Origin of the sequence: Paenibacillus curdlanolyticus YK9, from assembly GCF_000179615.1 — a bacterium.
Classification (GTDB): Bacteria; Bacillota; Bacilli; order Paenibacillales; family Paenibacillaceae; genus Paenibacillus_T; species Paenibacillus_T curdlanolyticus.
In genome coordinates this window covers 116,677-138,273 of sequence record NZ_AEDD01000004.1, presented here as the reverse complement: position 1 = coordinate 138,273, position 21,597 = coordinate 116,677, and the positions used below count along the sequence as shown (strand labels likewise).

The 21,597-nt window shown below is 51.0% G+C and carries 19 protein-coding genes; 18 read left to right on the top strand and 1 reads right to left on the bottom strand.

The window, feature by feature from the left end; genetic code table 11:
- Positions 1-124: 124 nt before the first annotated feature.
- The 4 genes from PAECUDRAFT_RS08495 (at position 125) to PAECUDRAFT_RS08480 (ending at position 3,115) form a co-directional block, all read left to right on the top strand.
- A complete protein-coding gene (locus tag PAECUDRAFT_RS08495) occupies positions 125-982 on the top strand; it encodes a carbon-nitrogen hydrolase family protein (protein ID WP_006037715.1) in 858 nt (285 codons plus the stop codon).
- A 4-nt stretch (positions 983-986) separates the two neighbouring features.
- On the top strand, positions 987-1,652 hold the full coding sequence (locus PAECUDRAFT_RS08490) for a GNAT family N-acetyltransferase (protein WP_006037714.1): 666 nt from the start codon (positions 987-989) through the stop codon (positions 1,650-1,652).
- A gap of 34 nt (positions 1,653-1,686) precedes the next feature.
- The gene (locus PAECUDRAFT_RS08485; protein WP_006037713.1) at positions 1,687-2,355 is read left to right on the top strand and encodes a hypothetical protein; all 669 of its coding nucleotides are present in this window, start codon (positions 1,687-1,689) and stop codon (positions 2,353-2,355) included.
- Between the two features lie 70 nt (positions 2,356-2,425).
- Positions 2,426-3,115, top strand: coding sequence for a DUF421 domain-containing protein (locus PAECUDRAFT_RS08480; RefSeq protein ID WP_006037712.1), 690 nt, complete (start codon positions 2,426-2,428; stop codon positions 3,113-3,115).
- Positions 3,116-3,212: 97 nt separating this feature from the next.
- Here the strand turns inward: PAECUDRAFT_RS08480 and PAECUDRAFT_RS08475 are convergent, their stop codons facing one another.
- Entirely contained in the window at positions 3,213-4,022 is an 810-nt protein-coding gene (locus PAECUDRAFT_RS08475; protein WP_006037711.1) for a hypothetical protein, read from the bottom strand.
- Positions 4,023-4,438: 416 nt separating this feature from the next.
- Here PAECUDRAFT_RS08475 and coxB point away from each other — a divergent pair, with 416 nt between their 5' ends.
- The 14 genes from coxB to PAECUDRAFT_RS08405 all read left to right on the top strand — a co-directional run bounded on the left by coxB (position 4,439) and on the right by PAECUDRAFT_RS08405 (position 21,559).
- Entirely contained in the window at positions 4,439-5,509 is a 1,071-nt protein-coding gene (gene coxB, locus PAECUDRAFT_RS08470; RefSeq protein ID WP_006037710.1) for a cytochrome c oxidase subunit II, read from the top strand.
- Between the two features lie 31 nt (positions 5,510-5,540).
- Positions 5,541-7,388, top strand: a complete 1,848-nt coding sequence (ctaD, locus tag PAECUDRAFT_RS08465; RefSeq protein ID WP_006037709.1) for a cytochrome c oxidase subunit I — start codon at positions 5,541-5,543, stop codon at positions 7,386-7,388.
- Positions 7,385-8,005 carry a cytochrome (ubi)quinol oxidase subunit III gene (locus PAECUDRAFT_RS08460; RefSeq protein ID WP_006037708.1) on the top strand — a complete coding sequence of 207 codons (621 nt, stop codon included), beginning with the start codon at positions 7,385-7,387 and terminating at the stop codon, positions 8,003-8,005. The genes ctaD and PAECUDRAFT_RS08460 overlap by 4 nt, the downstream gene beginning before the upstream one ends.
- 4 nt (positions 8,006-8,009) lie before the next feature.
- The gene (locus PAECUDRAFT_RS08455; protein ID WP_006037707.1) at positions 8,010-8,330 is read left to right on the top strand and encodes a cytochrome C oxidase subunit IV family protein; all 321 of its coding nucleotides are present in this window, start codon (positions 8,010-8,012) and stop codon (positions 8,328-8,330) included.
- A gap of 191 nt (positions 8,331-8,521) precedes the next feature.
- Positions 8,522-9,430 carry a cytochrome c oxidase assembly factor CtaG gene (gene ctaG / locus PAECUDRAFT_RS08450; protein ID WP_006037706.1) on the top strand — a complete coding sequence of 303 codons (909 nt, stop codon included), beginning with the start codon at positions 8,522-8,524 and terminating at the stop codon, positions 9,428-9,430.
- A gap of 95 nt (positions 9,431-9,525) precedes the next feature.
- The gene (locus PAECUDRAFT_RS08445) at positions 9,526-9,987 is read left to right on the top strand and encodes a DUF420 domain-containing protein (protein ID WP_006037705.1); all 462 of its coding nucleotides are present in this window, start codon (positions 9,526-9,528) and stop codon (positions 9,985-9,987) included.
- Between the two features lie 161 nt (positions 9,988-10,148).
- The gene (locus PAECUDRAFT_RS08440) at positions 10,149-10,871 is read left to right on the top strand and encodes a hypothetical protein (protein ID WP_006037704.1); all 723 of its coding nucleotides are present in this window, start codon (positions 10,149-10,151) and stop codon (positions 10,869-10,871) included.
- Between the two features lie 33 nt (positions 10,872-10,904).
- Complete coding sequence (locus PAECUDRAFT_RS08435) at positions 10,905-11,297, top strand: GntR family transcriptional regulator (protein WP_006037703.1); 393 nt, start codon at positions 10,905-10,907, stop codon at positions 11,295-11,297.
- Positions 11,298-11,299: 2 nt separating this feature from the next.
- Positions 11,300-12,196 (top strand): ABC transporter ATP-binding protein, encoded by an 897-nt coding sequence (locus PAECUDRAFT_RS08430; RefSeq protein ID WP_006037702.1) that lies wholly within the window; start codon positions 11,300-11,302, stop codon positions 12,194-12,196.
- Complete coding sequence (locus PAECUDRAFT_RS08425; protein WP_006037701.1) at positions 12,193-13,095, top strand: ABC transporter ATP-binding protein; 903 nt, start codon at positions 12,193-12,195, stop codon at positions 13,093-13,095. The genes PAECUDRAFT_RS08430 and PAECUDRAFT_RS08425 overlap by 4 nt, the downstream gene beginning before the upstream one ends.
- Positions 13,088-14,410 (top strand): ABC transporter permease, encoded by a 1,323-nt coding sequence (locus PAECUDRAFT_RS08420; RefSeq protein ID WP_006037700.1) that lies wholly within the window; start codon positions 13,088-13,090, stop codon positions 14,408-14,410. Before PAECUDRAFT_RS08425 ends, PAECUDRAFT_RS08420 begins: the two co-directional genes overlap by 8 nt.
- A 361-nt stretch (positions 14,411-14,771) precedes the next feature.
- Positions 14,772-15,404 (top strand): signal peptidase I, encoded by a 633-nt coding sequence (gene lepB, locus PAECUDRAFT_RS08415; protein WP_006037698.1) that lies wholly within the window; start codon positions 14,772-14,774, stop codon positions 15,402-15,404.
- A 376-nt stretch (positions 15,405-15,780) separates the two neighbouring features.
- On the top strand, positions 15,781-19,533 hold the full coding sequence (locus tag PAECUDRAFT_RS08410) for a discoidin domain-containing protein (protein WP_006037697.1): 3,753 nt from the start codon (positions 15,781-15,783) through the stop codon (positions 19,531-19,533).
- A gap of 157 nt (positions 19,534-19,690) precedes the next feature.
- Positions 19,691-21,559 carry a sensor domain-containing diguanylate cyclase gene (locus tag PAECUDRAFT_RS08405; RefSeq protein WP_006037696.1) on the top strand — a complete coding sequence of 623 codons (1,869 nt, stop codon included), beginning with the start codon at positions 19,691-19,693 and terminating at the stop codon, positions 21,557-21,559.
- Positions 21,560-21,597 lie beyond the last annotated feature (38 nt).

Here is a 21,597-nt window from a genome sequence, read left to right as displayed (position 1 = left end):
CCTCTATTATGCCACACCCCTTTTTCCAATAGGTCCCACATTTCAGGTAAATATCCTTGTTGATCGGTATGATTTGCTGCACAATAAGAAGAGAACCATTTTAGTAGCTGGAGGGACCGACTTTATGAAGCTGAGAGTATCCGCTGTGCAGTATCATTTGCACACGATAGATTCCTTTGAAGCCTTCGCCGCGCAGGTGGAGCACTATGTTCGGACTGCTGATGAATTCGGCTCCGAATACGTCCTGTTCCCGGAGTTTCTGACGACACAGCTCATGTCGATTCCAGATGAGAACGGCAAAGCGCGAGGAATCGAGTCGCTGCCTGATTTTACAGATCAATATATTGCATTGTTTCAGGGGCTGGCAGCGCAATATGGCATGCATATAATCGGAGGCACGCATGTCATCCGCAGCGGCGACAAGCTGCTCAACGCTGCGCATTTATTCGCGCCGGACGGTACGGTTGGCGTGCAGCCCAAGCTCCATATTACCCCCACGGAAGTAACGGAATGGAATATGGCGGCTGGCGACGGGCTGGCTGTTTTCGATACGCCCAAAGGACGCATTGCGATGCTGACCTGCTATGATATTGAATTTCCGGAAATCGTCCGCATGGCGCGGGCTCAAGGCGCGGACATCATCTTTTGTCCATCCTGCACCGATGATCGCCAAGGGTTTTACCGTGTTCGTTACTGCGCACATGCCCGTACGATCGAAAATCAGCTGTATATCGTCACGACAGGGACGGTTGGCTCGCTGCCTACCGTCGATTTTATGCGGCTGAACTATGGGCAAGCTGCAGTGCTGACGCCCAATGATATCCCGTTCCCGCCGCGCGGCATTATGGTGGAGGGTGAAATTAACAACGATATGATCGTCACGGCAGATCTTGATCTATCGTTGCTGTATGAAGTTCGTGAACGAGGCTCGGTTATGACTTGGCGCGATCGCCGGACAGACTTATACACCGATTGGACGTGAGCAAATGTATCAGAAGTCGCTGTATGTCATGAGTGAAGGCAGGCCTGTGCCAGCGACGATCAGGAGCTATACGGAGCAGGATTTTGATGAGCTGATCGCCATCCAAGCCGAATGTTTTCCGCCGCCTTATCCGCCGGAGCTGTGGTGGAACCGCGAGCAGCTGGCGAACCATATTCGATTGTTTGCGGACGGAGCGCTTTGTATCGAAATAGACGGCAAGCTTGCTGGCTCGATGACGGGCCTCATCGTGCAGTATGATCCATCAGCGCCTGACCACTCATGGGAAGAGATGACCGATGGCGGCTATATTCGCAACCATAACGCAGCTGGCGATACGCTGTACGTTGTTGATCTGTGCGTTCGCCCCCAATATCGGAAGCTGCGGCTTGGGCAATGGCTTATGTTTTCCATGTATGAAGTCGTCGTTCACCATCGGCTGGCGAGACTGCTGGGAGGTGGACGATTGTCAGGCTATCGCCAGGTAGCGGCTGACATGACGCCAGAGCAATATTTGGACGCGGTCGTGCGCGGAGAGCTCAATGATCCCGTCATCAGCTTTATGCTGCGGGTGGGCCGAACGCCGATCGGCGTCGCGCACAACTATTTGGATGATGAGGAATCCTGCAATTGTGCCGCATTGATGGAATGGCAAAATCCGTTCCTGCGTTAACCGACTATATAATAGAAGGAGATGTTTTTCGGCGATGGAGTATATCCGCATTACGAATATTGAAGATCCGTTATTTTCCCAGATGCATCAATTGATGCAGCGCGTCTTTCCGAGAGAGGAAGTGTTGACGTTCGAGCTGTGGAAGGAGCCGCTGGAGGACCCGGGCATTCGCGTTTTCGTTGCGGTGCATGAGGGCAAGGTCGTCGGAACGACCGAATACCGTTATTATGAGGATTTTAATGTTGCGATGACGGATTTTACGATTATTGGCGAGCCAGGGCTAGGCATTGGCGCGTTTCTATGGCGTGAGCGCCAGCGCGATCTGGATCGCTTGGCAGCGGCGGCGGGCAAGAAGCTGGACGGTATGTTCGCTGAAATTTATGATCCATATCGGGCGGAGGAGCATGCCTTCGGCGGTTTGATGACGATGAATCCGTATGTTCGCAGAGAAGTGTTGTCTCATATGGGCTATAAGCGGCTGGATCTTTCGTACGTGCATCCTTCATGGCAAAATGACGGCGAAGCCGTCGAAGAGCTGGATCTGGGCTTCCTGCCTTATGATGGCCGAGATACGCTCGATGCCGCATTGGCTGCAGCATTTTTGCGCCGTTATTATGCAGTCTTGGCGAATAAACCTTCTGCATGGGAAGCGATGGTCCAATCGCTGGAGAGCCGTGAAACGGTAGCGCTGCTTCCTTTGTAGGCTAAATAACGGGACAATGGAATAAATAAACACGACCTGCGGCATCCTACCCGAGAGGGGGAGTGCTGCTATGCCTACATGGCTGGAAGTAGCGTTACGAACGTTGTCAGCGGTGTTCATCTTGTTTGTTATGACGAAGCTGCTGGGCAAACGCCAAATTTCACAGCTGTCCTTGTTTGAATACATCACGGGTATCTCGATTGGCAATATTGCCGCATACATATCGCTCGATACCGATAGTAAGTGGTATCTAGGATTACTGGCATTGTCCGTCTGGGTGGCGGTTTCCGTCGGGATGGAATTCGTTACGATGAAGAGCAAACGCATTCGCGATTTTGTGGATGGCAAAGGCACGATTCTGATCGAAAAAGGGACATTGATCGAGAAAAACATGTTCAAGGAGCGCATCACGCTCGATGAATTTATGGAGAAGATGCGGAGCAAGAGCATTCATCGGGTTGCCGATGTCGAGTTCGCAGTGATGGAATCGAACGGCGATATTACCTTCATGGTCAAAAAAGAGCTTCAGCCTTTAACCGCGCAAGCGCTTGGCTGGCAGACGCCTCGCGAGCGGGAGCCGCAAAGCGTCATCATGGACGGTATCGTCATCGATGATGCGCTCCGCAGAAGCGGATTTGATCGCAAATGGCTGAATCAGCAGTTGTCCGAGAAGGGGGTAAAGCTGGAGGAAGTGTATTTGGCGCAGGTCGATGACGCAGGCGATGTTACGATTCAGACCGGAGAACGTTCAATACCATAAGAAAGAGGCGCAGATCATTTCGGCTGCGCCCTTTCTACATGCTCTTTGAGGATCATTCTCATATGCATATATAATAGTAGAAAAAATTTTCAGACGATTATCGGGACGGACCGGTTGTTGCGCCGCTGCGCACTTCTGTTTTGATTCCGTTCTTCGTGCCGTTGTTTCGATCAGCGCCATGAGTCGTCGGATCGATCTTATCGATACGGGCTGGCATCTTGTTGCCGCCGGCAAACTGATTCGCAACAAGCGTATTGAAATCGTCCAAATATGGCGTAAGCGATTCATTCAACCACGATTTCTTCGCATAGTCGAGGAATCGATTAACGAACTGCCGGTTGGCGGAGATGTGCACCTCCTGCACGAGCGGCGCCATTTTGCGAATTTTCAAGGCAATGGACTGCTTAAGGCCATCCGGTATTTCATTGTGATCGTTGACGGTCAGCGCTGAGCCGTAAGGGGTAGCCAGCTGCCGATTATCCCAGTACGGGCTGCCGGTCGTATGATTGTACACGCCTTCGTTGGCGCCTAAGGCTTGCTCGCGCCTTGCGCGACCGCCTGTTTTGGTACGGATACCTGTCTGGTTGAAGACGATAGCGACATACGCATTGCGGTCCGTCAGCATGACGATTGCGGATGAAATGCCGTCCATTCGGCTGATGCCTCTGGATAGCTTCGAGCTGTATTCAAAAAATTGATTGTCATGCTGCGTCGGACTCGCCGATAGCGCGCCGAACTGACGATTGTGCTCATGAATGACTAATGACTTGCTGTCGCTGCTTGTGCCATACGTATTGGATTTGTAGCCGTGCGGCTCATACTTGTACTTGCCGCAGCCGCTGGATACGACCATAAGACCTAAAAGCAGGACAAGCCCGCGGGCCAGCATCCGGTTATCGTAACGCATATGATGGACCTCCCTCAGTACCGACTGTACCATTAGGGTTCGTCGGGGAAGCGTAAATATACGTGCTCGGGATGATACATAATTGACCAGCCATTAGGTGCACAATGTATGTAAGCGAACTTCCGGAAGAGGGGGCGGCCGGCATTCCAAGCGAGCTGGACGAGCGCCGGCGAGGCGATTGGACACGCTTGCATAACGATTAACAAAAGGCTCAAAAAGCCTGCTGCAATCACGTTTTTGACGGTTTTGAGAACAATTTGTGAACTCTTTCGGAAACATTGACAAAAACAACCTTCAACTTTATATTTAATAAAGTGATTTAATGCAGAAGTTGTAAAACATCTCTAGAACACGCAGTTTGCAGCCTTTCCTCGCCATCAAAGCGACTGCGAAAACGTAAAAAGTGGGGTTGATGAATGATGAAACGGTGGAACGTAGGAAAGCGCCTTCTGCCGCTCTTTGCCGGGATGGTATTATTGCTTTCGGCATGCGGGCGAGCAGACCTTTCGACACTGAACCCGCAAGGGCCGGTAGCGCAAGAGCAATTCAATCTGATGAAACTGGCGATCGCAATCATGATTATCGTGGTGATCGTTGTATTTGCGATTTCCTTGTATGTCATTGTCCGTTTCCGCAGACGTCCGGGAGACAACAAGATTCCGGTACAGGTAGAGGGTAATCACAAGCTGGAGATTATCTGGACAGTAATTCCTTTGATCATGCTCGTTATTCTTGGTGTTCCAACAGTTAACTCGGTATTTGGCTTGGCGAAGGACTATACCAAAGATAAAGAAGCCGTACAAGTTGAAGTAACATCGCACCAATTCTGGTGGGAGTTCTATTATCCGGAGTATGACATTCATACGGCGCAAGAGCTGGTTATTCCTACAGGCAAGAAGATTTCGATCAAAGCGAAATCCGGCGACGTAACGCATGCATTCTGGATCCCATCCCTCGCAGGCAAGATCGATACGAATGCAGGCGCGGCTGATGCAGACGGCACGGCGAATACGAACATTATGTACTTTGAAGCGCCTAAGGCTGGCGTGTATCTCGGGAAGTGCGCAGAGCTTTGCGGACCGTCCCATGCCTTGATGGACTTCAAAGTAAAAGCAGTGGATAGCGCTTCATTCGAACGTTGGACAACCGCCCAAAAAGCGCCAGTAGCGCTCCCTAGCGACCCAGCGATTAAAGATTCGCTCGTTAAGAACTGCCTCTCCTGCCATGCGGTTGGCGATCAAGGCGGATTGTCGTACCCGAACCTGACGGATATCGGCAGCAGGTTGACGGTCGCTGGTATTCTCGTCAACACGGATAAAGCGGAATACGAGAACGAAGGCACGACCGAAGAAAACCTGAAACGCTGGATCAAAGATCCGGAAGCGGTTAAACCCGGTGCACAGATGCCTAAAGTTGATCTGTCTGAGCAAGAGCTCGACGGCATTGCAAAATATTTAGCAGGATTGAAAATCGACTACGAGAAATAATCATCGGGGGACTTTAAGGGGGGCATTAACCTTGGCACATGCGCATTCGGTCAAGCGTTACCGGGGCCTTATGGACTGGCTAACAACGGTTGACCACAAGAAAATCGGTATTCTCTATTTGCTCGCCGGCGGATTATTCTTCCTCGTCGGCGGACTCGAGGCCATTCTTATCCGGATTCAGCTTTGGAAGCCGCTGAATGATTTTGTAAGCGCGGATACATATAATGAGCTGCTCACGATGCACGGCACGACAATGATCTTCCTCGCGGCAATGCCTATGCTGTTCGCGCTCATGAATGCGGTTATTCCGCTTCAGATCGGCGCGCGCGACGTAGCATTCCCGTTCCTGAACTCGCTCGGCTTCTGGACCTTCTTCTTCGGCGGCGTGCTGCTGAATGTGAGCTGGTTCACGGGCGGCGCTCCTGATGCAGGCTGGACATCTTATGTTCCGTTAGCAGGACCTACGGCAAGTCCAGACTATGGCGTCGACTATTATGTCATCGGTCTACAGATCGCCGGTATCGGTACGCTGATCGGCGGTATCAACTTCTTGGTAACAATCATTAACATGCGTGCACCAGGCATGACGTTCATGCGGATGCCAATGTTTACATGGGCAATCTTCATTACGTCGGCACTGATCCTGTTCGCATTCCCTGCTCTGACGGTAGGTCTCGTCGCACTGATGTTTGACCGATTGTTCCAAGCTAATTTCTTTGAAGTAAGCAACGGGGGCAACGCGGTACTCTGGGAGCATATCTTCTGGATATTCGGACACCCTGAGGTATACATTCTGATCCTGCCAGCGTTCGGCGTTATTTCCGAGGTAATCAGTACGTTCTCGCGTAAACGCCTGTTCGGTTACAGCTCGATGGTATTCGCGACTGTACTGATCGGCTTCCTCGGCTTCATGGTATGGGCGCATCACATGTTCACAGCGGGCCTTGGCCCGGTTGCGAATGCGTTGTTCTCCATCGCTACGATGCTTATCGCTGTACCAACAGGTATCAAAATATTCAACTGGCTGTTCACGATGTGGGGCGGCTCGATTCGATTCACGACAGCGAACCTGTTCGCAGTCGGCTTTATCCCTACGTTCGTTATGGGTGGCGTTACGGGCGTTATGCTCGCAGCAGCACCTGCTGACTTCCAGTATCATGACTCGTACTTCGTGGTAGCGCATTTCCACTACGTAATCGTCGGCGGTCTGATTCTGGGTATCTTCTCCGGTCTTCACTACTGGTGGCCGAAGATGTTCGGTCGCATGCTTAACGAAACGCTTGGCAAATTGACGTTCTGGACGTTCTTCATTGGCTTCCACATGACGTTCTTGATTCAGCACTTCCTCGGTTTGCTCGGCATGCCGCGCCGGATCTACACGTATCTGGACGGTTTGGGCTTCAACGAGATGAACTTGATTAGTACGATCGGCGCATTCCTGATGGGCTTCGGCACAATCTTCTTCCTGATCAACATCGTGATTACGTCGATCAGCGGCAAGAAAGCTGCAGCAGACCCGTGGGAAGATGGCCGTACGCTAGAGTGGACGATTCCATCCCCAGCACCAGAGTACAACTTCGCTCAAACGCCGCTTGTACGTGGCTATGATGCATTCTGGAAAGAAAAAATGGAAGGCAAAAAAGAGATGACGCCAGCAGAACCGCTTGGCTCGATCCATATGCCATCGCCATCGATTCTTCCGCTGTTTATGTCCATCGGCTTGTTCATCGCAGGCTTTGGTTTCATGTACCACAACTATGTAGTTGGCGGCGCTGGTTTGGGCTTAACGTTCCTGTGTATGCTGCTCCGCTCGCTCAAGGATGATCACGGCTTCCATATCGAGCCGGACGAGATTCAAGAGAAGGGGGTTAAAGCATGAGCGCACATTCACATGTAGACGGCCAATTACCGCATGAGCCTGAGAAGGCAACATTAGAAGGCCGCAATAAAGTGCTCGGCTTCTGGTTGTTCCTCGGCGGGGAGACGGTATTGTTCGGTACGCTGTTCTCCGCGTTCTTGGCACTTCGCGATAAAGTAGGCGAAGGCAACCCGACAGCGAATGAGCTGTTTAACCTGTCGACTGTCGCGATTGCGACTTTCATCCTGTTGACTTCGAGCTTAACAAGCGTGTTTGCAATCCAAGCGATGCATAGCGGCAAGAAAAACGCTATGCTTGGATGGCTCGCGATTACGGTTCTCTTTGGATTAGGATTCCTAGGTCTTGAGATTTATGAATTCTATGAGTACGTTCACGAAGGCCATGGCTTTACGACGAGCGCATTTAGCTCTTCGTTCTACACCTTGGTCGGCTTCCACGGCGCCCACGTTGCATTCGGCGTTATCTGGATCAGCCTCTTGATCGGTCAAGTTATGAAAAAGGGCTTGAACGTCGTTACGGCTCCGAAGCTTTATGTAGCCGGCATGTACTGGCACTTTATCGACGTCGTGTGGGTGTTCATCTTCACGGTCGTTTATTTGATGGGAAAGGTGGGCTAAGTCAATGGCTGCAAGCAATCATTCCGCTACGGAAGAGACCAAGAAGCGCCATAAGCACGAAGGTCCCCAAAAGCACATTGTCGCTTACATCTTCTCGCTGCTGCTAACGCTTATCGCGTTCGCAGCAGTTATGGCTGGTGAAGTGAACACTTCGTTCATTATCTTCATTCTTCTTATGATGGCGGGACTTCAAGTTTTCGTTCAGATGGGTTTCTGGATGCATATGAAGGATCGCGGACATCTATACCCGATCATCGGTATTTTAACCGGAGTAGTTGTTGTATTTACGATGGTTATCATGGCTGAATATTGGGCTTGGTGGTAATGAACGCAAGGAAGGGTCTGAGCAATCAGGCCCTTCTTTTTTTTGTGACAATGACAAATTAATGAACACGGCTCAGAAACACGTCAATGGGACGGATGTCCGGGTAGGAGATGGCAAAGGCTTATGCTATACTAGGCTTGTCTCGGCGTATGATGCCGTTGTAGATAAGCGATTGAGAGGTGTTTTATCCAATGCTTGGCTTGCAATATTTCACCTTCAGAGAACAATGGAGCCCATTGTTCGCATTCGGGATGGCAGCGATTGTCATTCTATATTTTTATGTCGATGGGCCATATCGGCGCAAGCATGCGCCGGCTGAACAGTCGACGAGCGCATGGCAGAAAACGTCGTTTCTGACAGGAGCTATTTTGTTTTATTTGTCGCAGGGCGGACCGCTCAGTCTGTTAGGACACATGATGTTTTCGTTTCATATGTTGAATATGTCGTTCTCGTATTTGCTTGTCCCGCCGCTGGTACTGCTGGGTTCAACCTCTTATATGTGGCGTTTGCTGTTTCAAGCTTCGATCTGGAAGCGGTTTAGGAGCCTGATGCACCCGATTCTTTGCCTTGTGTTGTTTAATATGGTGTTCTCGATTTATCACATCCCGGATGTGCATGATTACGTCATGACGCACTATACCGTCCATCGGCTGTTCTACGTTGTATTGACGATTACATCCTTCATGATGTGGTTCCATGTCACATGTCCAGTGCCAGAGTGGAACCGCCTAACGGATCTTCGTAAAATGGCTTACGTGTTCGCGAACGGAGCGCTGCTGACGCCAGCATGTGCGCTCATTATATTCGCAGGTTCGCCATTGTACGCGGTTTATAGCGATCCTGCTGTATGGGTGAAGGCGATGGGATATTGCATGTCAGGCGACCCATCGGTACTGCTGGAGAAATACAATGGACCTGCTTTCTTCAATCTGCTTTCGCCGCTTGAGGATCAGCAGACTGGCGGCATCATCATGAAGCTGCTGCAGGAAGTGATGTACGGCTTTATTCTTGCCTATATCTTCTTCCATTGGTACAGACGCGAGCATGCGGACGATGATAAGCAAGACGTGCCGAACGCAGAGACGCAGCCAGCAAACTGATTTGCTGTTTATCCGGCTAACGAGCATTGTGCGGCAGCCTGAATATCGCTACATGAAAGGCTGTTGCGTTACATAATTGAGTGAGGTGGAACAACATGTCCCTATACAATATTTTTCCGACGATCAGTACATCGTTTATCGTTATCAGCGCGATTCTCGTCGCGATTGGCTGGCGGTTAGCGATCGTGCGCAAGCTGGAGCAGCACAAGAAAGTGATGCTGTGGGCAGCGATCGCTGCCACTGCCTTTTTCATCGTATATGTGAGCCGTACGATTTTCGTCGGCAATACGGAATGGGGCGGGCCGGACAGCCTGAAGCCGTACTATTTTGTATTCCTTATCTTCCATATTACATTGGCAACAGTTGCAGCCGTTTTCGGCATCTCGACGTTGACGCTTGGATATAAGGAAAAGTACGCGAAGCATCGCAAATGGGGCCGGATCACATCGCTCATTTGGTTCGTAACAGCGATTACGGGCGTAGCGGTGTATGTGCTGTTGTACGTCATGTATCCAGGCGGCCATACGAAGCCTGTACTGGATGCTATATTTGGTTAAGGAATAGGAATCCTCTTTCGGAGCGCATGCAGGTGCGCCGGAAGGGGATTTTTTATTTTAACAATTGATTAGAATGGATAGGGTTGACAATAGGGGGAGGTGTGATTATACTGTGTATAAAGATATATACAGTAAGCACATCAAGGCAGGGAGACGATCAGATGAATGACTTACAGGGTGCTTGGCATATCGCGAAGCATGAGTGGAAGAAGGATTGGATCGGTTTGCTTTTCATATTGGTGTTCATCGGATATATGTTAACCATGACGCTTCCATTCTTTCGGAATGCGTTCGATCCCTCCCAATCTTTTCCCTTCGGGTGGGCAGTAGACTTCCTGCAAATTGCGATTTTGCCGGTGCTCGGTTTTCCGATGAATCGTACCCTATTCAGGGCTTGGCGGGAAGACAGCTTCACGAACAAAATCATGCATTGGCGCATCTTGCCGATCTCGGTTCGGCAGATCGTGGCGGCTCGCCAGATTCAATTGTTCGGTATTTTATCAGCGGCATTGTTCATTTATTTTGCAGTGCAATATGCGATTTCGCCCACCTTGCAGGAACATGTCGGGATCGTGCATTATATCGGCTACAGCTTGTGCTGGTTTGGTTACGCGATGGGCATTGGCGCTACGTATACGTTCTGGGAGCAAGGTTTTAGCGGCAAGCTATACACGATCGCATCGTTTGGGTATGTCGTGATTTACTTCCTGATACCGACATTGATGAACAGCAATGAGGAATCGATCTCAATCAGAATACTGACAGCGCTGGAATCGGGCAACTGGTGGTACACGGTAGGTGCGTTGCTGCTAGCGGCGATCCTCTGTGCAGTCAGTTATTGGGGATCGGTAAGGCGATTAAGTGTTAGAGTTTACAATCGCTAGAACGAGTTATTTTACAACGAAGAAGGTGTGGCTGTGTGGCTGCCGATTAACTTAAACGAGAATAGTGCCGAACCGATGTACCATCAAATTGAGGTGCAGCTGCGGGCTTTGATTATAAGCGGGCAATTGGCGAATGGAACGCTGCTGCCATCGATTCGCGAGCTGGCGCAAATGCTGAAGTGCAGCGTCATTACGGTACGCCGCGTGTATCAGGATTTGGAGGCAGAGGGACTGCTGCGAACCCGTCAAGGTACAGGCACCTTCGTTGCGAGCGTGCAGGAAGAGGAGCGTGACCGCCACCGTACGGCAGCAGTCGTGGAAGCGATGGAGGCGGCAATCGATGCCGGTTTGCGGGTGCAGCTGGCGCGGAGCGAGATGGAACGGATTTTCGAGCAAGTGATGAACGACAGATGGAAGGAGAGCTAAGCATGGAGACTACAGCGATTACGATGCGCGGCGTGGAGCAGCATCAGACGCATTTTCGACTGGGACCGATTGACCTGAATATAGCGGAAGGCTTCGTGACGGCGATCGTCGGACCGAACGGCTCGGGGAAAAGCACTACGTTTCGATTGCTGCTAGATCTGATCAAGCCGACTGCGGGACAGATCCAAGTGCTGGGGCAAAAGGTTGGCGAAGGCGATGATCGTGTCTTGAAGCAGCAGCTGGGCTACTTGGCGGAACAATCGAATAGCGAGGACGACAGCATGCGAGGATCAGAGAAAGTGGCGTTCGTACGCCGCTGGTATCCGCAATGGGATGTCAATTTCTATCGCGAAATGCTGCAGCTGTTCGAGGTGGACGATTCGCTTAAGCTCGGCAAAATGTCAAAAGGCATGCGGCGCAAATTCGAGCTTGCGCTCGTCATGGCGCATAAGCCGAAGCTGCTGCTGCTCGACGAGCCCTCATCGGGTCTTGATCCAATCGCTTGGAAGACGATGATCAAGGTGCTCCATCGCTACATGGAGCCGGGAGACCGGACGATCGTCATGTCCTCGCATATCGTAGATGAAGTAAAGCGGCTGGCCGACTATATTGTCTTCATGGCAAGAGGTCAGGTGCTGGGCACCTATGAGAAGGATGAGCTATTCCAGCGATGGCAGGTACTATTCGTACAAACGGGCGGAGCAGCAGCTCAGCTTGCGGCTGTGCCAGGGATCGTAGAATGCACGGAAGCAGGCAGTGGCATTTACCGGATAGTCACCGAGCAATCCGCCGCAACCGAGCAGGCGCTGCAAGAGGCAGGGCATACGATAACCTCACGGCAGTCGCTGCAGCTTGACGATATTCTCGAATTATTGATGCGAAGGGGAGCATGGTCATGAATCCATTAGTAATCGATAGAATTTATAAGCAGTACGGAGAGAAAACGGCGGTTAATCGGTTGAGCTTCAATATAAGCGAAGGCGAGATTTACGGTCTGCTGGGCGCCAACGGTGCGGGCAAAACGACAACGATGCGCATGGTGCTCGGCCTTATTTATCCCGATGAAGGATCGATTCAATATAACGGGCAGCCATATAGCAAGGAGCAGCTGCATAACCTCGGCTATTTGCCAGAGGAGCGCGGACTGTACCCGAAGGTGAAGGTGTCCGATCAGCTCATCTACCTCGCAAGACTGCGGGGGATGAACAAGAAGGCGGCAGAAGGCAGCTTGCGCAAGTGGCTGGAGCAATTCGAAGTGATGGAGTATTACGACAAGCGAGTCGAGGAGCTGTCTAAAGGCAATCAGCAGAAAATCCAGTTCATCGCGGCCGTCATTCACGATCCGCAAATTCTCATTCTCGATGAAGCGTTCAGCGGCCTCGATCCCGTTAATGTAGAGCTGCTGAAGACAGCGGTGAAGGGGCTGCGTGATTCCGGCAAAACGATCCTGTTCTCCACGCACCGGATGGAGCATGTCGAGGAGCTGTGCCGCAACATCACGATCATGCACCGGTCCAATCCGATCGTGCAGGGCAGCGTGAAGGACATTAAGAAGGAGTATCCGCGAGAGCGTGTTATGCTGGCGACAAGTAAGGAAGTGGTGGGGCTGGACTCGATCGAAGGCGTTCGTTACGTGAAGCAGCATGAGAATGTGACGGAGATCGGGATTGCGTCGGAGGCGGCGGCGAAGCGCATTTTGAACCATGCCATCAGCCAGTCGGATATCGAACGGTTCGAAATTATGGAGCCGACCTTGAACGAAATATTCATTAAGACGGTAGGTGATCGCCATGAGTAATTTCTGGACAGTCGTCGGGTTTACGATACGGAATAAGGTGAGAACGAAAGCGTTCCTCATTTCGAGCATTATTATTGCAATCATTCTTAGTGTTGTTGTGAATTTACCGTACCTGATCAGCCAATTCAGCTCCAATACGCCGGATAAGGTTGGATATATCGGTTCGACGGAGCAAGCAGCAGCAAGCAGCGTGTCGATCGCTACCATTGGCGAACAGTTAGAGACGTACTTCAAGAAGCAGGATGAGCCAGGCTACGAGTTTGTGAAAGTGGCTGACCAAGGCTCGCCTGAAGCGAATGAGAAAGCGCTCGTCGACAAGCTCGCGGCTGGCGAGCTTGATGCATACATTACGTTCAACCAAGAGGATCAGCCAAGCGGATTCCCGCAAATGATCATTAAATCGGAAAATGAATACAACACTTCCGAAGCGTCAACGCTTCAAACCGCGCTGCAAGCCATTAAGATGGAGGTTTCCTTGCAAGGGCTAGGGCTGGATGATGCACAGAAGCAAGCCTTGTTCGCGCCAGCTGTCGTGGATAGCGTGAAGCTCAACGTGAATGCGGATGGCGCTTCAACCGTAGAGGAAAGCGAAGAACGTCCCGCATCGATGTATGGCGTCGTCTATATCATCTTATTCCTGCTCTTCATGTCCATCATGACGACAGGCCAGCTAATCGCGACAGAAATAACGGCGGAGAAGAGCTCGCGCGTTATGGAAGTGCTCATTACAAGCGTGTCGCCGCTTAAGCAGATGTTCGGCAAGATTCTCGGTATTTTCCTCGTCGGACTATCGCAGATCCTATTCTATGTGGCTGTCATTGCCGTGAATCTGTCGCTTCCTTATAACGAAAATCCGTTGAGCGACATGGGCATTCATATGAGCGATATTCCGGTCTCGCTCTACATCTATGCGCTGTTGTTCTACCTCATCGGCTTCTTCCTCTACGCAACGCTGTACGCGGGCGTCGGCTCGCTCGTCAGCCGGACGGAGGAGCTTGGCCAAGCGGTCATGCCGCTGATGTTTACATCGTTAGGCGGATTCTATATCGGCATCTTCGGCCTGAATGCACCAGACAGCATGCTGATTAAGGTTGCCTCGTTCATTCCGTTCTTCACGCCGTACATTATGTTCCTCCGCGTCGGCATGGTAGAGCCGCCTACGTGGCAGATCATTATATCTTTGGTTGTTCTCGTTATTACGACGGGTGTCGCAGGCTGGCTGTCGGCGAAGATCTATCGCACAGGCGTGCTGATGTACGGCAAGCGCCCGACGCTGAAGGAATTGCGTAAAGCGATGAAGGCTTATAAGTTTTAAAAAGTCCAATAGAAGGTTGTGATTGTTGCGATGAGTAAAGCAGCACTTTTCATTGGCATGGTGCTCATTATGTCAACGCCTGTAATTTCCCGGTTCGGCGTGGAGCTGAATGATTTTGTTCATGGGATCGTAACTGGAGTTGGAGTCGTTGGCTGCGTGTATGGGTTGGCGAAGACGAAACTTAGAAAGAATACTATTCAATGAACTCAGTTTGTTAAGCGATAATAAGTTATGGCCTGTTGAGAAATTCTCAGCAGGCTTTTTTGATGTGGTAATGAGGTTTTTAAGAGTAAGATGCTATAATAAAAGGGGAATAAAGGATAACTACATATATACAGGCTTAAGTAGAGAGAGGAGCCCTATGAACTTAAAAACATTCATTATCGTAATTACACTACTGCTGATCACTGCTGCGTGCACAAAAGAGGAGGTTATCGTAGACAACGCTACTCCTGAAGACATTCCATTTGTAGCTGCAGGTGAAGATGATGAAGTAATCACATTTCGAAATGATAGCATGGTCAGAAAACTAGCCGAGCTGTACGATAAGAAACTTGTTGTCAGCCCCGATTACTATAAAACGCATGAAATGCAGCGTGGCGACATCATACAATTCAGAATTCCCGATTCCAACACCATACCAACTACATTAGAATCCGACGTATCAAGAGTAATTGGTTTAGAAGGAGAAACAGTGTCCTTGAAAAAAGGCCAGATCTATATCAATAACAAGAGACTAGACACTTTTTATGGGATGCTCATGGTCGATGGGCTGCGTATAAAAGAGTTTTCTATTATTGAAAAGGATCCTGGATGCGCAGCAGATTGCCTGCAAACGCGCAAACAATTTTTCGATACGAAATTAGAGGTTAAGGTTCCAACTGGGTCTGTTTTTATTATTGCGGATAACCCATTACGGGGGCTCGGAAGCATGGACTTTGGCCCATTAGATACAGGGAATGTTTTAGGTAAAGTGGTCGGGATTAAAAAGTAAGCTGCCATATCTCTACCTTGTCGCATCTGATCTGCACACGCCTCCTAAACGAACATGGCCACCAGCCCCCAGGCTGCCCATGGACAACTAGGAGGTGTTTTTTTTATGCCTCCCCACCACCTGCATAACATCACTCCTAACTTCCGTAGAATTGCTTCTTATTGGAAAGTTGGCGAATCACTATAATGGTGATGTACCGCCAAACGAAAGGAGGATTGCTGCATTTTTCTTCATCGGCAAGGAGGGTGATAACGAACAGTGTATTTTCGTAAACGCTTACATCTTAGAGACGTTATGACTTTTAACCTGATGCCAACTTTGCATTACTCAAGGTTCATTCGTTTTCTGGATTACCACATTTCTAAGGAGGGTTCTAATGCGTAGTAACAGGTATGTAGCATGGTCACTGGTCTTAACCATGTTGATTTCGAGTTTGTTTGTTGTAGGTCCTGCTCAATCCGCTTCGGCGGCCGGCGGAACGAATTTGGCTCTAGGTAAAACGGTAACGGCGAGCGGCCAATCACAGACGTATGCGCCTAGCAATGTAAGAGACAGCAATCAAGCGACGTATTGGGAGAGCGCGAACTTCACATTCCCGCAATGGGTTCAAGTCGATCTGGGCGCTGCGACGAGCATTGACCAAATCGTGCTGAAGCTGCCTGCCGGCTGGGAAACGCGTACGCAAACGCTGGCTGTGCAAGGAAGCACGGACGGCTCCAACTTCACGAACATCGTCGGCTCCGCTGGCTATGTGTTCAATCCTGCAGTATCGAACAATACGGTAACGATTAACTTTACAGCGGCTAGCACGCGTTACGTTCGATTAAATGTAACCGCTAACACGGCTTGGCCTGCAGCGCAGTTCTCTGAATTCGAAATTTATGGCGCGGGCGGCGGAACGACGAATCCGGCACCTGCTGGCTCGTACCAAGCGGAATCCGCTGCGCTTTCCGGCGGAGCGAAAGTAAACACGGACCATGCTGGCTTCGCTGGCACGGGCTTCGTTGACGGCTACTGGACGCAAGGCGCAACGACAACCTTCACGGTGAACGTTGCAACGGCGGGCAACTACAACTCGACGTTGAAATATGCGAACGCTTCGGGCGGCAGCAAAACGCTGAGCGTATTCGTCAACGGCACGAAAGTGAAAACGACGACGCTGGCCAACCTGGCGAACTGGGACACTTGGGGAACGCAAGCGGAAGTTGTTGCGCTGAACGCCGGCAACAACACGATCGCTTACAAATACGATACGACGGATTCCGGCAATGTGAACCTGGACCAAATCCTGGTTGAAGCGACGACCGCTAATCCGAATCCAGATCCAAACCCGAATCCGAACCCGGATCCAACGGGCACGAACGTAGCGGTAGGCAAATCGATCACGGCTTCCTCCAGCACATTCACGTTCGTAGCAACGAACGCTAACGACAACGACGTGAACACGTACTGGGAAGGCGGCAGCAATCCGAGCATGCTGACGCTTGACCTCGGTACGAACCACAACGTAACAGCGGTTGTACTGAAGCTGAACCCGTCCTCCGCATGGAGCACGCGTACGCAAACGATCCAAGTGCTTGGTCATGACCAAAGCACGACGACGTTCGGCAACCTCGTTTCCGCGCAATCGTACACGTTCAACCCGGCTTCGGGCAACAAAGTTACGATTCCGGTTACAGCAACAGTTAAGCGCTTGCAACTGAACATTACGTCGAACTCCGGCTCTGGCGCTGGCCAAATTGCTGAGTTTGAAGTATACGGTACGCCGGGCGCAAACCCTGACCTGACGGTTACGGGCTTGAACTGGACGCCAGCTTCCCCGATCGAAACGAACGACATCACGTTGAATGCAACGGTTAAAAACAACGGTACGCTCGCTTCGGCAGCTACTTCGGTTAACTTCTACCTGAACAACACGCTTGTTGGCTCCGCTCCGGTTGGCGCGTTGGCAGTAGGCGCTTCGACGACAGTATCGCTGAACGCGGGCGCGAAAATCGCGGGCACGTATACGGTTGTTGCGAAAGTAGACGAAAGCAATGCAATCGTGGAGCAAAATGAGAACAACAATAGCTTCACGAGCGCGACGTCGCTGACGGTTTCGCCGGTAGCAAGCTCCGACTTGATCGTTTCGGCTTCTACGACTCCGAGCAACCCAAGCGCGGGCAGCACGGCTACGTTCGTCGTTAACCTGAAAAACCAAGGCAATGTTGCTTCCGCTGGTGGCGCACATGCGATCACGGTTGTGCTGAAAAACTCGGCAGGCACGACGATCTCGACGATGAACGGCTCGTACAGCGGCGCTCTGGCAGCTGGCGATTCCGTCAACGTTAACGTTGGCACGTGGACTGCGGCTAACGGCAGCTACTCGGTTACGGCAACAGTTGCCAATGACGCAAACGAAATTGCGGCAAAACAAGCGAACAATACGAGCTCGACGAGCCTGTATGTCGGCCGTGGCGCTAACATGCCTTTCACAATCCTGGAAGCTGAAGCAGCTTCCAACGCAACCAACGGCACGCGCCTTGTACCTAACTTCACGCCTGGCGACTTCGCAGGTGAAGCATCCGGCCGTTCGGCTGTCCAATTGGATGCAACTGGCGAGTATGTCGAGTTCACGCTGACGGCTCCTGCGAACGCATTCGTGCTTCGCAACGCTGTTGCGGAGAACACGAACGGCACGGTTAGCATCTATGCTAACGGCGTAAGCAAAGGCAAATTCAACGTATCGTCCAAGTTCTCCTACCTGTACGCAACGCCAAGCACGCTTGGCCGTCTGGGCTATGACAACTCGGGTACGAAAGCATACTGGCTGTACGAAGATTCGCAACTGATGCTCGACACGGTTTACCCAGCAGGTACGAAAATCAAAATCCAAAAAGATGCGGGTGACGTATCATGGATTTATGTGGACATGATTGAAACGGAAAATGTTGCTCCAGCAGCAACGAACCCGGATCCAACGAAATACGTTCAAGTTTCGGCTACGAAATCGATCGAGACTGCATTGAACGAGTTCAGACAAGATCCAACGAAAAAAGGTATCTTCATTCCAGCAGGCGAGTGGACGATCAACTCGAAAATCTTCCTCTATGGCCGTGCAACGGAAATTATCGGTGCAGGTCCATGGCATACGAAACTGGTAGCGCCGCAAGACCAATCGAACACCGATGTTGGCTTCAACATCGCTTCGACGGCGAACGGCACGACGATTAAAGACCTGTCCGCATGGGGCAACTATGTGTACAGAACAGACGGACCGGGCAAATTCATCGACGGCAACGGCATGCAAAACGTAACGATCCAAAACGTGTGGGCAGAGCACTTCATTTGCTTGTACTGGGGCGTTAACTCCTCGTACAACACGTTCAAAGACAACCGTATCAAAAACACGTTCGCAGACGGCATCAACATGACGAACGGCTCGTCTTACAACGTGATCGACAACAACTACGCACGTGCTACGGGCGATGACTCCTTCGCGCTGTTCAGTGCAGTAGATGCTGGCGGTTCATACAACGTAGGCAACAAGTACACGAACCTGACGGCTACTTGCGTACGTCGCGCAGCGGCATTCGCAGCTTACGGCGGTTCGGATAACCTGTACCAAAACCTGTATGCAGCTGATACGCTCACGTACCCAGGCCTGACGATCAGCAGCTTGAGCTTCGGCTACAACACGCTTGGCTTTGGCGACAAAGACTCCGTATTCGACGGCATCACGCTCGACCGTACGGGCGGCGACTTCTGGACCAGCAACGGTGCAGACGACAAAATCAACGACTACCAAAACTTCGGCGCGGTATGGATCTTCGGCGGAGACCGTGCGCTTAAAAACATTTTGGTGAAAAACGTGGACATCAACAACTCCGTATACTACGGCTTGATGTTCCAAACGAAATCGCCAGAAAACCTGGCAATGTCCAACATCCGCTTCGAGAACATCAACATTAACAACGCAACGCGTTACGGCATCAAATTCGTCGTTAGCGCAGAGTCCGGCCAAGGACCTGTCGTTGGCGCAGCAAGCTTCACGAATGTCAAAATCAACAACCCAGGCGTTCAAGCCGTTTACGGCGCTGACCGTTGCCCGAACTTCGTTATTACGAAGGGCGCAGGCAACAACTGGTAATTACGATCGCTCGTTATCATGGAAGATGAAAGTGAACAAGCAGCTTGTCCGGTTATCCGGGCAGGCTGCTTGTTTTTTTGAATGAAAGAGACAGAGAGGAATTTGGAGAAAATTGTCGAATCTTCAACACGGGAGCGCGAGAGGGGGAGGGGACAAGATGGGACGGCATAGACTGCTTCTGGTTCTTGTTGTTGCTATAGCTTTGCTTACGGGATGCTCGGGATCGATAACGAATGCGAAGGAGGCTCCTAGGGCGACGAAGGGCGCGATGGATGCTGCGCAAGCTGAAGCGGCGTCGAGCAAGCCGATCGAGTTGAATGGAGAATGGTCGTTTTATTGGAATCAATTGCTGGAGCCTGAAGATTTGCAAGTCGGAGCAGGGCAGCTGACGGGCTATCTGGATATGCCAAACAATTGGAATCAGTTTAAACGCGGAGCGGATAACCTGCCTCGCACCGGTTATGCCACATTCGTATTGCGATTGAACATCTCTGACCCGGAGCAAGTCAAAGGGCTCGCTCTGCCTGTCATGTACTCGAATTATAAAATATGGATAGACAATCAGCTGATTAGTACGAGCGGGCAGGTTGGGACAGATCAAGCGAGCAGCATCCCGCAGAAAAGGACGAACGTCGTCTATTTTTCCCCTCGGTCGGAGCAAGTGCAAATCGTGATGCAAATATCGAACTTCCACAATTACGAAGGCGGAATGTGGGAGCCGATCGGTTATGGCTCCGCCGAAGCCATCCAGAGCGAGCATAATTGGAAGCTGGCGGAACAGTGTATTCTGCTCGGCATTATCCTTTTGTCCGGCATTTATCATATTGGATTAGGGATGTTTTATAGGAAGGACGCTTCGCTTCTGCTTTTCGGTTTGTTTTGTTTGACGGCCGCGTTTCGCAATACGTTAACCGGAGAAGTGCTCCTGACCAGAGCCATTCCTAATTTTCCATGGGAAATCCAGATGAAGCTGGAGTACATCACGCTGTATGTGATGGTTCCTTTAATGGCGCTGTTTATACGCAAGCTGTTCCTCGAGGAGTCTTCTCGGAGAGTCACGCTTCTTACGGTTGCCATGGCAGCTGCGTACACGCTCGTTACGTTGATCGCGAATGCCGAGATCTATTACCGTCTCTTGGTTTATTACCAGCTGTTTGTCGCGATGACGCTCGTCTATGCTTTATTCGTGTTTATATGGGCTTCGCTCCGGAAGAAGGAAGGGGCGGTCTACGCTTTGGTCGGCTTTTCGTTTTTCACGCTGACTGCAGCAGTCGACCTGTTTGCTTTCATCTTCTCCTCTACGGGGCAAGTCATTTACTCCGTGGGTGTGGCTACCTTCATTGCATGCTTCGCTTTCGTTCTATCGAAGAAGCTGGCCAGCTCGTTCAAAATGGCGCAGCAATTAGCGATCGAGCTAGCGGAGCTTAATGAAGGCTTGGACAGGAAGGTGCGCGAGCGTACCGCCGCCATTGCGGCATCCAATGCAAAGCTGGAGGAGCTGAATCGCCAGCTGCAGGAATGGTCGATGGTGGACGGGCTGACTGGCGTCTCTAACCGCCGCCATTTTGATGAATATTTGAGCAGCCAGCTTGTGTTGAGTGCAGAAGAGGGAACGCCGTTCACGCTGCTTATGATCGATATAGATTTTTTCAAACGTTACAATGACCATTACGGACATATTCAAGGGGATTCGATTTTGCAGATTGTTGTGAATGCGATTCAAGCTTGTCTGGACCCAGACAGCGGCGGTCTGGTCGCGCGTTATGGCGGAGAGGAATTCGCAGTCATCCTGCCGCGCTGCGGCAAAGAGCGGGCGAAGCGGATTGCGGATGAGATGTGCGATTCGGTTCGGCAGCTTCGTATTCCGCATACCGGTTCGGAGGCTGCACCGTTCCTTACGATTAGCATCGGCGCGGCGACAGCGGCTTTGGAAGCAGAGAAGGGAGTTAAACAAATGGTTCAACTGGCGGATGAGCATTTATATCGAGCCAAATCTAGGGGAAGAAACCAAGTGTCCATAGACTGAATTCGTCGGCCCATTTGTGCAAACGTTGTCGCAATATG